The sequence below is a fragment of the Celeribacter sp. SCSIO 80838 genome (genome assembly GCF_056498065.1).
Genome location: NZ_JAZKMA010000001.1, coordinates 281,343 through 295,170 on the forward strand (window position 1 = coordinate 281,343; position 13,828 = coordinate 295,170).

Annotated in this window: 10 protein-coding genes; 9 read left to right on the forward strand and 1 reads right to left on the reverse strand. The window is 62.5% G+C overall.

The annotated features are described in order from the left end of the window. The first annotated feature begins 165 nt into the window (after window positions 1–165). From V1475_RS01345 to V1475_RS01385, 9 genes are all read left to right on the forward strand, one after another. Window positions 166–1,542 (forward strand): aminotransferase-like domain-containing protein, encoded by a 1,377-nt coding sequence (locus V1475_RS01345; RefSeq protein ID WP_479411309.1) that lies wholly within the window; start codon window positions 166–168, stop codon window positions 1,540–1,542. Between the two features lie 192 nt (window positions 1,543–1,734). After that, window positions 1,735–3,660, forward strand: coding sequence for a methyl-accepting chemotaxis protein (locus tag V1475_RS01350; protein ID WP_479411310.1), 1,926 nt, complete (start codon window positions 1,735–1,737; stop codon window positions 3,658–3,660). A 447-nt stretch (window positions 3,661–4,107) separates the two neighbouring features. Further along, window positions 4,108–6,051 carry an acetate--CoA ligase gene (gene acs, locus V1475_RS01355; protein WP_479413941.1) on the forward strand — a complete coding sequence of 648 codons (1,944 nt, stop codon included), beginning with the start codon at window positions 4,108–4,110 and terminating at the stop codon, window positions 6,049–6,051. Between the two features lie 202 nt (window positions 6,052–6,253). After that, complete coding sequence (locus V1475_RS01360) at window positions 6,254–6,511, forward strand: DUF4212 domain-containing protein (RefSeq protein ID WP_096805835.1); 258 nt, start codon at window positions 6,254–6,256, stop codon at window positions 6,509–6,511. A gap of 12 nt (window positions 6,512–6,523) precedes the next feature. Further along, on the forward strand, window positions 6,524–8,278 hold the full coding sequence (locus V1475_RS01365) for a sodium:solute symporter family protein (RefSeq protein WP_434290417.1): 1,755 nt from the start codon (window positions 6,524–6,526) through the stop codon (window positions 8,276–8,278). A gap of 119 nt (window positions 8,279–8,397) precedes the next feature. Then, window positions 8,398–10,215, forward strand: a complete 1,818-nt coding sequence (locus V1475_RS01370) for a DUF294 nucleotidyltransferase-like domain-containing protein (protein ID WP_479411311.1) — start codon at window positions 8,398–8,400, stop codon at window positions 10,213–10,215. An 18-nt stretch (window positions 10,216–10,233) separates the two neighbouring features. Continuing rightward, a complete protein-coding gene (locus V1475_RS01375) occupies window positions 10,234–10,725 on the forward strand; it encodes a hypothetical protein (protein WP_479411312.1) in 492 nt (163 codons plus the stop codon). 11 nt (window positions 10,726–10,736) lie between these two features. Continuing rightward, a complete protein-coding gene (locus V1475_RS01380) occupies window positions 10,737–11,126 on the forward strand; it encodes a response regulator transcription factor (RefSeq protein WP_479411313.1) in 390 nt (129 codons plus the stop codon). Next, window positions 11,116–13,221: a 3'-5' exonuclease gene (locus V1475_RS01385; RefSeq protein WP_479411314.1), complete on the forward strand. Its 2,106-nt coding sequence runs from the start codon at window positions 11,116–11,118 to the stop codon at window positions 13,219–13,221. Before V1475_RS01380 ends, V1475_RS01385 begins: the two co-directional genes overlap by 11 nt. On the opposite strand, the gene V1475_RS01390 is transcribed toward V1475_RS01385, so the two are convergent. Continuing rightward, on the reverse strand, window positions 13,218–13,823 hold the full coding sequence (locus V1475_RS01390; protein WP_479411315.1) for an NUDIX hydrolase: 606 nt from the start codon (window positions 13,821–13,823) through the stop codon (window positions 13,218–13,220). The genes V1475_RS01385 and V1475_RS01390 overlap by 4 nt on opposite strands. Between the last annotated feature and the right edge of the window lie 5 nt (window positions 13,824–13,828).

Below are 13,828 nucleotides of genomic sequence, written 5' to 3' on the forward strand. Positions count from 1 at the left end.
TACGCCAAGCCCCCCGCTGCCCCATCCCGTCAGTGTCCGATCCATGATGCCTCTCCTTTTTCTCTGGGTAAGCTCGGACGGGTCGTATAGACAGGGACAGTTCCATACAATTCAATCAAACTGTATGGCAAAAAGTGACAATACACTTCGAGACGGGCGAGGATCATGACCGGAACGAAAACCGCAATTCTGATGCAGACCCTGCGCGACCGGATTGCCAGTCGTGCCCTTGGGCCGGGCGACCGCATGCCGTCGATCCGCCGCTTTGCCACACAGATGAACGTCTCCCCCTCGACCGTCGTCGACGCCTATGACCGCCTCGCCGCCGAAGGTGTGATCCGCTCCCGGCCCGGTTCCGGTTTCTACGTGAGCCACACGCATCTTCCGCCCATGAAAGTCGCCAAAATGGGGGTGCCGCGTGCGCGCAATGTCGATCCCTTCTGGGTGTCACGGCAATCCCTTGATGCCCAACCCGGGACGATTCAACCGGGCTGCGGCTGGCTGCCCGAAGACTGGATGCCACAGGACGCGCTCCGCAAAGGACTGAGGGCGCTGGCGAAAGGCGATGCGTCCACCCTGACACATTACGCCTCGGCGCAGGGTTCCTTGACGCTGCGGCGTTGTCTTCTGGGTCGGTTCTCGGAGGAAAACCTGCACCTGCCCGCCGAACAGCTCATGCTGACGGCCTCGGCCTCTCAGGCCATGGATCTGATCTGCCGCCTGCTCCTGCGCCCCGGCGACACAGTGCTGGTCGACGATCCGGGCTATTTCAACTTTCACGCCCTGCTCAGGACGCATCAGGTCAAAATCATAGGTATCCCCTACACACAGGAGGGGCCGGACCTCACGGCTTTCGCAACCGCCCTGTCCGAGGAGCCCCGCCTCTACATCACCAATTCCGCCTTGCACAACCCGACCGGCGCGACCCTCTCGCCGCAGAGCGCGCATCGCCTGTTGTCCATGGCGGCGGAGACAGACCTGACCATTGTCGAGGACGAGACTTTTGCCGATCTCGAACCCGAGCCCTCCCCCCGGCTCGCGGTGCTCGACGGGCTCAATCGGGTGCTGAGAATCGGCGGGTTCTCCAAGACGCTGTCTGCCTCCATACGCTGTGGTTATGTCGCTGGGCGCGCCGATTGGATCGAGGCGCTGGTCGATCTGCAAGTGGCCACCAGTTTTGGCGGCCCAAGCCCGGTCGCAACCGAATTGCTCGCCCATGTCCTGACCGGCGGGAGCTATCGCAAACATCTCTCCGAGGTGCATCGTCGGCTGGCCGGAGCCCGCAAGACGGCTGTTTCCCGTCTTGCTCCCTTGGGAATCGCCCCATGGACCATGCCCCGGGGTGGGTTTTACCTGTGGTGCCGTTTCCCTGAGGGGATGGATACAGGCCAAATCGCACAACGCGCCATGGAAGATGCTGTCATGCTGGCTCCCGGCAACGTCTTCAGCCCGTCGCAGAGCGCCACCCGCTTCATGCGGTTCAACGTCACACACATGAACGACCCCCGCCTCTATGAGGTGCTGGCAAAGGTCATGCGCTAACCCCGGGGGTGTACCCGTCCGCAACCATGCCGCTCCGTCGCTCTCCCGCCGCCCCTGCGCCCTGCCTTACAAACCTCCAAAACCATGTTTCCCGAGGGAAATTGTGACAATTTGCAAAGGAATCCACAGAAAATTAACGGGTCGCCGTCAGGATGCAGGCAATTGACATCCAGTTTCAGAAAGCGGCCCACGATGCTCCGAGCCCACCTGTCCAAACTTTCCACGCGCATTTATGCGATCGTTGCCGTTGCCGTCATCATGATTGCGGCGCTCACACAAGTCATCCTCAACATCGCTTACGATTCCGCGTTCAGCATGCGGGAACAACACCTGAGCGATGTGGTCGATACCGCCATCTCAAGCCTCGATGCCCTGCAACAGGATGTGCAATCCGGCGCACTCACCACGGAGAAAGCCAAGGAAGAGGGCCGCAATATCCTCATGACTCTGCGCTATGATGACACCGGCTATTTCTTCGCCCTCGACTTCGACAACCGGATGATCGCTCACCCGATCAAGACCAACTGGATCGGACAGGATCAATCGGACTATACCGACACCCGCGGAACCCGGATCTTCGTCGCGATGTCCGATGTCGCCAAGGCTCAGGGTGGTGGCACCATCACCTATTTCTTCGACAAGCCGGACGGCAGCGGTGACGAAGAAAAAATCAGCTATGTCAAAACGTTCGAACCCTGGGGCTGGATCGTCGGCACTGGCTCTTATCTGTCCGACATCCATGCTCAACTCTCCTGGATGTCGAAGATCGGCCATGGCATTCTGCTCGCCACCCTCCTGATCCTCGTGACCATTTCAACCCTGCTGGTCCGCAGCGTCACCCGCCCGCTCGACGCCATCAAACTCCGCATGTCACACATGTCCGAGGGCGACACAGACACCCCCGTGCCGATGACCGAGGCGCAAAACGAGATCGGACAGATGGCACGCGTCCTCGAAGTGTTCCGCCTGGCGCTGGTCGAGCGTTCGGAACTGGAAAAAGCGCAGGCGGCGAAAGATGCCGAACTGGCCCGCGAGCGCGAGGAAAATGCCGAACGCGAACGCCAGGCCCATCTGCGCGAAGAGGCCGCCGAGGCCAAACGTCGTGAAGACCGGGAAACCGCTCGTCAGGAAAAAGAAAAAGCCCGCGAGGCCGCCGAACGCGAACGTGAGAAAAACCTGCAGGAGCAACAACGTGTGGTGTCTTCCCTCGCCGACGGCCTCGGCGCCATGTCCCGTGGCGATCTGACCGTGCGCATCGAGGAGAGATTCCCCGACGCCTACGAAAAACTGCGCAATGACTTCAACGATGCCGTCGAGAAAATTGCACGTCTGGCTGGCACCATCGTCGAAGGCACGACCACGATCATCTACGAGACCGACAACCTGAACAGCGCCGCGATCGATCTGAGCCGCCGGACCGAGACCCAGGCTGCCTCGCTCGAGGAAACCGCCGCCGCGATCACCGAGCTTGCCGCCTCCGTCGACAGTTCCGCCAAGAGCGCGCGTGACGCGGCGACAACCGTCGGACAAACCAAACAACGCTCCATGGCCGGGCGTGACGTTGTCCAGCGCACCGTAAAAGCCATGAGCGACATCGCGGAAAGCTCCACCCAAATCTCGAAAATCACCAGCGTAATCGACGACATCGCCTTTCAGACCAATCTCCTCGCCCTGAACGCCGGGGTGGAAGCGGCCCGGGCCGGCGAATCGGGACGCGGTTTTGCGGTCGTCGCTTCTGAAGTGCGTGCTCTGGCTCAACGAAGTTCCGAAGCCGCCAATGAGATCGCGAAACTCATCGAGACCTCCGGGCGTCAGGTCGACGAGGGGGTTGAACTGGTCAACGCCTCGGGAGACGCGCTGGTCGAGATCGAGACCCTCGTGTCCAATCTCGATACCTTGATGAGCACGATCGCCACCTCGGCCTCCGAACAATCCGTCGGCCTGTCGGAAATCACCACTGCCGTCGGGCAACTCGATCAGGTCACCCAGCATAACGCGGCGATGTTTGAAGAAACCACAGCCGCCCTGCAATCTCTGAAGGCGCAGGCGACCGCTCTGGAACGCGACAGCTCGCAGCTCAAGACCAGGCAGGACGATCCCCTCAGACTGGCCTCCTGAGCCTCTGAAACGAAGCTACCGGCACTTTGATCAGGTGCCGGTTTTATTCATTCGGACGGTTCATTCCGCACTGTGCGCGTTGCATGACACCCCGAACACGAGTCGCACGCCACGCACCCGACCATGATCGCGCGGACTTCGGCAATGCGCCACATGCGACCTCTCCTCAAAGTTCCTCAGGCTCGATCCCGCAATACGCCACTCAACGCGGACTGCCTAACAATTTGTAAAGTAATGGATTTTGTTTAATCATGGACTCTTTGTAAATTAAATTTACAAAACGCAAAAAAATTCGTCAATTATTTCACTAAAAAATCCATTCAATGCAGCAACTTAAAGGCAACTTCACAAAAAGATTATAAAGATAGTGAGGAGGAGGAGGTCCGCCGGACAAGCGGACCGCATGTGATATTTCTGGGAGGCCACATGTCTGAAGACACGAATACGATGACCGCACCCTCCGAGGCGTTTGCCTCGGACGCCCTGATCTCGACCACCGATTACGAGGAGCTTTACCGCCGCTCCGTCGAAGACCCGGTGTCCTTCTGGGCCGAGCAGGGCAAGATCCTCGACTGGATGGAACCCTACACCCAGGTCAAAAAAACCTGTTTCGACTTCGGTCGCGTCGACATCAAATGGTACGCCGACGGCGTCCTCAACGTCTCCGCCAACTGCATCGACCGCCATCTGGCGCGCAAATCCTTGCAGACCGCGATCATTTTCGAGCCCGACGATCCCAACGAGCCCGCCCGCCACATCACCTATAAGGAGCTCTCCGACAAGGTGAACCGCATGGCCAACGTGCTCCTGAGCCAAGGCGTCATGCGCGGCGACCGGGTCGTCATCTACCTGCCGATGATCCCCGAGGCGGCCTATGCCATGCTCGCCTGCGCCCGCATCGGCGCGATCCACTCCATTGTTTTCGCAGGATTTTCCCCCGACGCCCTCGCCAACCGCATCAACGATTGCGGCGCGAAGCTGGTCATCACCTCCGACACCGCGCCGCGCGGCGGCCGTCGCACGCCGTTGAAGGCCAACACCGACGCCGCCCTCCTGCACTGTTCCGACAAGGTCCGCTGCCTCGTCGTCAAACACACCGGCGACCAGATCTCCTGGGTGCAGGGCCGCGATGTCGACGTCAAATACCTGATGGAGCACGCCTCCCCCGATTGCCCGCCGCGTCCGATGAACGCCGAAGACCCGCTCTTCATCCTCTACACTTCCGGCTCCACCGGCAAACCCAAAGGCGTCGTCCACAGCTCCGGCGGCTACCTCGCCTATGCCGCGCTCACCCATAAATACGTCTTCGACTACCACGACGGCGACGTGTTCTGGTGCACCGCCGATGTCGGCTGGGTCACCGGCCACAGCTACATCGTCTACGGGCCGCTGGCCAACGGCGCGACCACCGTCATGTTCGAAGGCGTGCCGACCTACCCCGACGCCGGGCGGTTCTGGGCTGTGTGCGAAAAGCACAAGGTCAACCAGTTCTACACCGCGCCCACGGCACTCCGGTCCCTCATGGGTCAGGGCAACAAATGGGTCGAGAAATACGATCTCTCCTCGCTCAAGGTGCTGGGCTCGGTCGGCGAACCGATCAACCCGGAGGCCTGGAACTGGTACAACGAGGTCGTCGGCAAGGGGAACTGCCCGATCGTCGACACCTGGTGGCAGACCGAAACCGGCGGCCACCTCCTGACGCCGCTGCCGGGCGCGATCCCCACCAAACCGGGCTCCGCCACCCTGCCCTTCTTCGGCGTGCAACCGGTCATCCTCGACGCCACCACCGGCGAGGAACTCAAGGAGACCGAGGCCGAGGGCGTCCTTTGCCTCAAGGACAGCTGGCCCGGCCAGATGCGCACCGTCTGGGGCGATCACGAGCGCTTCCAGGAGACCTATTTCCAGCAATACAAAGGCTATTACTTCTCCGGCGACGGCTGCCGCCGCGACGCCGATGGCTATTACTGGATCACCGGCCGCGTCGATGACGTGATCAACGTCTCGGGCCACCGCATGGGCACCGCCGAGGTCGAATCCGCCCTCGTCGCCCACGCCAAAGTCGCCGAAGCGGCCGTCGTCGGCATGCCGCACGAGCTCAAGGGCCAGGGCATCTACGCCTATGTCACGCTCATGAACGACGTGGAACCCTCCGACGCTCTGCGTGCGGAGCTGGAGAAATGGGTCCGCACGGAAATCGGCCCGATCGCCAAGCCGGACTTCATCCAATGGGCGCCGGGCCTGCCGAAAACCCGCTCCGGCAAAATCATGCGCCGCATCCTGCGCAAAATCGCCGAGAACGACACAAGCAGCCTCGGTGACATCTCAACCCTCGCTGAACCCCAGGTCGTCGAGGAACTCATTCAGAATTCGCTCTATCAAAAATCTGCGTGACATTTTCGCAGATATGGTAGGCTAAGGCATCGCCCCCACGAAATGAGGGGCGATGCATCCAAAGGCCCATCGGTCCAGCCACTGGACCACCCCCGGGCCGATATGGAGAAAAAGAACGGTTTCCGCGAGGAGGCGGGGCCGTCACTTTGGAAGACCCGCCCCCATCGGGGTCACGGGTCGGGGACAAAAGGGAGGACCGCTCATGGCGGACAATTCAGACAACAACGCCTATTGGTCGGCAAACAAGCGGATCATCGGCATCTCACTGGTGATTTGGTTCATCTGCTCTTTCGGCTTCGGCATTCTGCTGCGCCCGATGCTTTCCGGCATCAAAATCGGCGGCACGGATCTCGGCTTCTGGTTCGCCCAGCAAGGCTCGATCCTTGTCTTCCTCGTGCTCATCTTCGCCTATGCGGCCCGGATGAACAAACTCGACAAAGAACACGGCGTCGACGAGTAAGGAGCGACATCCATGGATCAGTTTACCCTCAACCTCATCGTTGTGGGCGCGACCTTTGCGCTCTACATCGGGATCGCGATCTGGGCCCGTGCGGGTTCCACATCTGAATTCTATGCCGCCGGCCGGGGCGTTCACCCGGTTCTGAACGGCATGGCCACCGGCGCGGACTGGATGTCTGCCGCCTCCTTCATCTCCATGGCGGGGATCATTTCCTTCGGCGGCTACAACACCTCCGCCTATCTGATGGGCTGGACCGGGGGCTATGTGCTTCTGGCGATGCTTCTGGCGCCCTACCTGCGCAAATTCGGCAAGTTCACCGTGCCCGAGTTCATCGGCGACCGGTTCTATAGCCAAACCGCGCGCACCGTGGCCGTCATCTGCCTCATCACCGCCTCCATCACCTATGTTATCGGTCAGATGACCGGGGTGGGCGTCGCCTTCTCCCGCTTCCTCGAAGTCGACAAAACGACCGGTCTCCTGATCGGCGCCGCCATCGTGTTCTTCTACGCCGTCATCGGCGGCATGAAGGGCATCACCTACACCCAGGTCGCCCAATACGTCGTCCTGATCATCGCCTATACCATTCCGGCGATCTTCATCTCCTTGCAACTGACCGGCAACCCGATCCCGCCGCTCGGCCTGTTCTCCGATCATGTCGGCTCCGGCGAACCGATCCTTGCGACGCTCAACGGCATGCTGCAAGATCTCGGCTTTGCCGAATATACCAAGCAAAGCGACACCACCCTGAACATGTTCCTGTTCACCATGTCGCTGATGATCGGCACCGCGGGTCTGCCGCACGTCATCGTGCGCTTCTTCACCGTGCCGAAAGTGTCGGACGCACGCTCGTCCGCAGGCTGGGCGCTTGTCTTCATCGCGCTTCTGTACCTGACGGCCCCGGCTGTTGCGGCCATGGCGCGCGTCAACCTGATCGACACCTTCTACCCGAACGGCACGTCCGAAGCTGCGCTTTCGCTCGCCGAAATCGAAGCTGGCGTCGACAATCAGGGCAACCGGGTCGACTGGGTCCGCAACTGGGAACAAACCGGTCTTCTCGCCTTTGACGACAAGAACGGCGACGGCATGATTGAGTATAACGCCTCTGCCGAAAACGAGCTGACGGTGAACAACGACATCATCACGCTGGCAAACCCGGAAATCGCGAACCTGCCCGGCTGGGTGATCGCTCTGGTCGCCGCCGGTGGTCTGGCTGCCGCTCTCTCGACCGCTGCGGGTCTCCTGATGGCCATCGCGTCCGCCGTGTCGCATGACCTCATCAAGTCGCAGCTCAACCCGTCGATCTCGGAAAAAGGCGAGCTGATGGCCGCACGGATCGCCATGGCCGTGGCCATCGCGGTGGCGACCTACCTCGGCATGAACCCCCCGGGCTTCGCCGCGCAAACCGTGGCTCTGGCCTTCGGTCTGGCCGCCGCCTCGATCTTCCCGGCGCTGATGATGGGCATCTTCTCGAAGCGTATCAACAACAAGGGTGCGGTTGCGGGCATGGTCTCCGGTCTGGTGGTGACGATCGTCTACATCTTCCTGCACAAGGGCTGGTTCTTCATCGCAGGCACCAACTCCTTCACCGATGCCGATCCGCTGCTCTTGTCGATCAAATCGACCTCGTTCGGCTCCATCGGCGCGCTGGTGAACTTCGCGGTCGCCTATGTGGTCTCCAACGCCACGGATGAACCGCCGGCGGATATCCAGGAGCTGGTCGAAAGCATCCGCATCCCGCGCGGTGCCGGTGCGGCCGTCGATCACTGAGATCGGTTCGGGCTGGCCTTCGGGCCCGCCCCACACCATACTCGGGGCGCGGGAGCATCACGCTTTCGCGCCCTTTTTCAAAGCCCCGCGTTTTACCGCCCTGATCGCTGGAGCCCGCGATGTCCGACACCGCCAAAATCATCGGCTTTCTCCAGACCACCCATCCCTATGACGTGTTGCCGGAGGCCGAGCTCGAAGAGCTGAGCGCATCGTTTTCCCGCAAAACCTATGGCAAGGGCGAGATGATCTATGCCCATGGCGATCTGCTTGAGGGACTCTATCTGATCAAGGACGGATCGGTCGAAATCACCGACATCAACGGCGGGCAGGTTTCGCTCCTGCAAAAATCCAACCATTTCGGCGAACGCGGATTGCTGCGCGACGGGGTGGCCGCCACAACGGCCACCGCCGCCACCGACTGCACGATCCTGCTTCTTACGCCCGAAGCGTTTAAAACCGAGGTCGCGGCCAACGCCGCCTTCGCCCGCTATTTCAATCGCGGTCAGGCCCGCCCCAAAGCCGCCTCCGGCCTGATGGCGCAACATGTGTCCGATCTCATGGCCCATGCGCCCGTGACCTGTTCGGAGACCACGCCCATCGCGGATTGCGCCCGGCTGATGCGCGACGAGAAAGTGTCCTCCGTGGCCGTCACCGAGGGCGAGCGCCTTCTGGGCCTCGTCACCGTGCGCGACATGACGAACAAGGTTCTGGCCGAGGGCCGCGACACCTCGCTCCCCGTTTCCACCATCATGGCCCGCGATCCGATCACGCTCGATCCCGGCGCGCTTGGCACCGATGTGATCCACGTCATGCTGGAAAACCGCATCGGCCATCTGCCCATCGTCGAGGGCGGCAAATTCGTCGGCATGGTGACCCAGACCGACATCACCCGGTTTTTCGGCTCGTCGCAGACGCAAATGGTCTTCGATCTGAGCAACGCCAAAACCATCGCCGATATGGCCGCCGTCACCGCCCGCCTGCCCGACTTCCTGATGCAGCTCGTCGGTTCGCATCTCGCCCATGACATCGTCACCCGCAAGGTCACAGACATTGCCGATATCGTCACGCGGCGGCTTTTGAAAATGGCCGAGGACGAATTCGGCCCGCCGCCCGCGCCCTATCTCTGGGCCGCCTGCGGATCACAGGGACGGCGCGAGCAGACCGGCGTGTCGGATCAGGACAATTGCCTGATCGTCGACAACGCCGCGACCGACGCAGACATGGACTATTTCCGCCGCTTCGCGCGCTTCGTCTGCGACGGGCTCGATGCCTGCGGCTATGTCTATTGCCCCGGCGAAATGATGGCGATGACAGAACGCTGGTGCCAGCGTCTCTCCGTCTGGGAGGGCTATTTCAACAAATGGATTTCCGCCCCGGACAACGAGGCCCAGATGCTCGCCTCCGTCATGTACGACCTGCGCCCCATCGGTGGCGACGAGCGCCTGTTTGCCCCCTTGCAAAAGACCGCGCTGGAGGCCGCCTCGAAAAATTCCATCTTCGTCGCCCATATGATCTCCAACTCGCTCAAACACACCCCGCCTCTGGGCCTTTTGCGCGGCTTTGCCACGATCAAATCCGGCGAGCACCGCAATGCGCTCGACATGAAGGCCAACGGCGTCGTGCCCATCGTCGATCTCGGCCGGGTCTATGCGCTTCAGGGCAAGCTCCCCGCCGTCAACACCCGCGCCCGCATCGTCGGCGCCATCGAGGCCGGGATCATCTCGGAGACCGGCGGCAAAGATCTTTTGGCCGCCTATGACACCATCGCCACCGCCCGTCTCGAACATCAGGCGGCACAGGTGCGCGACGGTCAGAAGCCCGACAATTTCCTGAGCCCCTCGGCACTTCCGGCCTTCGAACGTTCTCACCTGCGCGATGCCTTCGTCATCGTGCGCACCATGCAATCCTCGCTCGGCTCCGCGTCCGCGCGCTCATAACAGAAGGGACCAATCCCCATGCTGCTCGAATTCATCGCCACGATTTCCGCCGGTGTCGGCGCCGCCGGTCTCATGGTCGCCCTGCGCAAATTCACCCGTGGCGGCCTGCCCAAATGGCTGGTCCCCGCCGCCGCCGGTCTCGCCATGCTCGCCTTCACCATCTGGTCGGATTACTCGTGGTTCGCCCGCGCGCAGGCCACTCTGGGTCCCGACAAGATCGTCGCCACCTCGGTCGAAAAGCAACAGATCTGGCGACCCTGGACCTATGCCGCCCCCGTCACCACCCAGTTCATCGCGCTCGACAAAGCCAAGACCACCGTCGACGGCGCCATGGTCGGCACCGACATGTATCTCCTGTCCCGGCGCGGCGACAGCGCCATCGTGCCCGTCACCTTCGACTGCCTGATGTCCCGCCGCGCCGTGACCTCCGGCGATCTCGCCACTGCGGACTGGGTCGCTATGGACCAAAACGATCCGATCCTGCGCACCGCCTGCGACCGCTTGAGGTAAAGGAACGCATCATGGCCGAGCCGTCCCGCATCCTGCTTGTCGAAGACGAGGACAACATCGCCATCGCGGTCGAGGTCCTTTTGTCGCGTCTCGGTCATGACATCCTGCGCGTGGCCGATGGCGATCAGGCCCTGCCGAACATTCGCGCCCAGACGCCCGATCTGGTGATCCTCGACGTGACCCTGCCCGGCCGGTCGGGTTACGAAATCTGTCAACAGATGCGCCGCGACCCTGCCCTCACCCCGATCCCCGTGCTGATGATGTCCGCCCGCTGTTCCGAGCCGGAGAAACGCAAGGGCTTCGCCATGGGGGCCGATGCCTTCCTGAGCAAGCCCTTCGCCACCGAAGACCTGCGCGGCACGGTCACCCGGCTGATCGAGGGAGGCCGCCATGAAACTTGAGCACTGGTCCCTGCGCCTCAGGGTCTTCCTGTTCTTCGCCTTCCTCGCCGTCGTCGCGATCTCCGGCGAGGCCATCGGGCTCTATCTCGGCTTCACCCGGATGGACGCCCCCGCCGCGCTCGACAGTTTTGTCTTCGCGGGCGTCATCGCGGGTTTCGCCACCCTCGCCGTCGTCGCTTGGGTCTGGTTCCTGTTCGACGAACATGTCGCCCGTCCGATCCAGCGCCTCGCGGGCGCGCTTCTGGCCCGCGCGCATGCCGATGTCGAGGAGGCGCTCGATGCCAAGACCGCGCGCTACCTCGGCGATCTCGCCCCGGCAGCTCAGGCAGTGACCGCGAATCTCGCCGCCACCCGCAACAAACTCGCCGAAACCGTCGCGCAGGAAACCACGCGTCTGGTCGAGGAAAAAGAAAAGCTCACCGCCCTGTCCGCCGAGATGCCGCACGGCGTTGTGCTGTTGTCCGGGCTGCACAAGATCGCCTTTTACAACGGTGCGGCGGCAGAGCTTCTGTCCGCCGATCATCCTCCCGGTCTCGATCATTCGATCTTCGATCTGTTGCGCGCCCGTCCGATCCTCTCCGCCTATGCACGGCTTTGCGCGGGCGAAGGCGGCGACGGCCATGTCCTGCCACTTACGGTTGCGACCGTGCATGGCGCCGAGATGCTCTCCGCCCGGATGCGCCTCATGCATGCCCCCGACGAGGGCGATATTTCCCCGCCCTATGTGCTCACGCTCGATGACGTCACCGCCGATCTGGCGCTGCATGCCGAACGCGAAAAACTGCTCTCCCGTCTTTTCGACCGGCTCCGCCCCTCGCTCACCGCGCTCAGCACCGCGCTTGCCGCCCGTGCCGAAGAGAGCGGGCAAAACGATCCCCGACTCGACGCCGCTCTCACCTCAGAAATCGGACGGCTCACGGCTGAGGTCGCGACGCTCGATGCCGAATACGAGGCGCATAAATCCGACTGGTGGCCGATGGCACAGGTCCGCGCCAGCGAGCTTTGCGACGCGCTCACCGCCCAGCTTGCCGAAGAGGACATCCCCCTCGCCGCCGACAATTCCGATCCGCTCGCCCTCACCCTCGACGCGGTGCAGATCGTCACCCTGTTCACCCATGTCGCCCGCCGCCTCTCCACCGAGGGCGCGCGCGCCTTTTCCTTCCTGATCAGCCGGGACGAGGGCGGCGGCGCGATGCTCGCCCTTGGCTGGAGCGGCGAGCCGCTTTCGGTCGATCTTCTGGAAAACTGGCTTCGGGAGCCGCTCGACGTCGGGCTTGCCGATATGACCGGGCGCGACATTCTCGACGCCCATGGCACCGAAGCCTGGCCCGAATTCGGGCGCGGCTCGCGCGCGGTTCTGAAACTGCCGATCCGCGAAGCGCGTCGGCTGCGCCGCAGTTTCGGCGACGGTCGTCGCACCGCCACCTACGATTTCGATCTGCTGAGCCGCACCCCGCCCAAGGAGTTGATGGACAGCCCGCTGTCCGATCTCGCCTATGTCGTCTTCGACACGGAAACCACCGGGCTTTTGCCCTCGCAAGGCGACGAGATTTGTCAGATCGCCGCCCTTCGCGTGGTCAACGGCAAGGTGGTCGAGACCGAACGCCTCGATCAGCTGGTAAACCCCGGGCGTGCTATCCCGCCCTCGGCCACCGCCGTGCACCACATCACCAACGAGATGGTCACGGATGCGGCCAAGATCGACGTCGTCGGGCGGCAGTTGCACAGTTTCGCGCGCGGGGCGGTTCTGGTCGCCCATAACGCGCCTTTCGATCTGGAATTCCTGCGCCGTCACGAGGCCGGGATCGGTGCGAAATTCACCAACCCGGTGCTCGACACCGTGCTTTTGTCCGCCATCGTCTTCGGTCAGTCGGAAGAGCACACGCTCGATGCGATCTCCGCGCGGCTCGGCGTGAAAATCCCGCCAGAGGCGCGGCATACCGCCATGGGCGACACGATCGCCACGGCGCAGGTGTTCATCAAACTGCTGCGTATGGCGGAAGAAAAAGGCATCCGCACCTTTGGCGACGCGCTCACCGAGATGCGCAAGCACAAGCGGTTGTTGCAGGACGCGAACGAGGCGACCGGCGCTTAAAACAGTGCCCTGATCTGCCCCACCGTGTCCCGGTGATCGTAGAACGGCACATGATCGGGCGGCATCGCCCGCCCGAAGGCCGCTTCGATCTCCGCCAGAACCACACGCGTCACAAACGGCAGATCGAACCCCCGCGCACCGTGCAGCGTCACCCATTGCAGATGCGAAAGCTCATCCTCGGCGGCGGAAAAATCATCGACATCGCACGCGAGATGCGTTGCATTCACAAGGAAAAACCGTGCATCGAAGCGCCGCGGTCGCCCCGGCGGCGTGATGGCGCGAAAGACGAATTGCAACTCCGCCACGGAGGGCAGCACCAGCCCGGTTTCCTCCCGCAACTCCCGCAGCGCCGCATTGGCCAGCGCCGCGTCCAGCCCCGGCGCGCTTTCCGCCGACAGCCGTCTCTGCGTCACCGGATCGAGCGCCCCGGGCAGCGGTGCCGCGTAATCCGTCGCATCGACCGCTCCGCCGGGAAACACGAACTTGCCGGGCATGAACACCGCACTGCGCCCGCGCTGCCCCATCAGGACACGCGGTCCTTCCACGCCCTCGCGCAAAAGGATGACCGTGGCGGCATCGCGGATCGGAAGTTCACTGTTCATGGTGG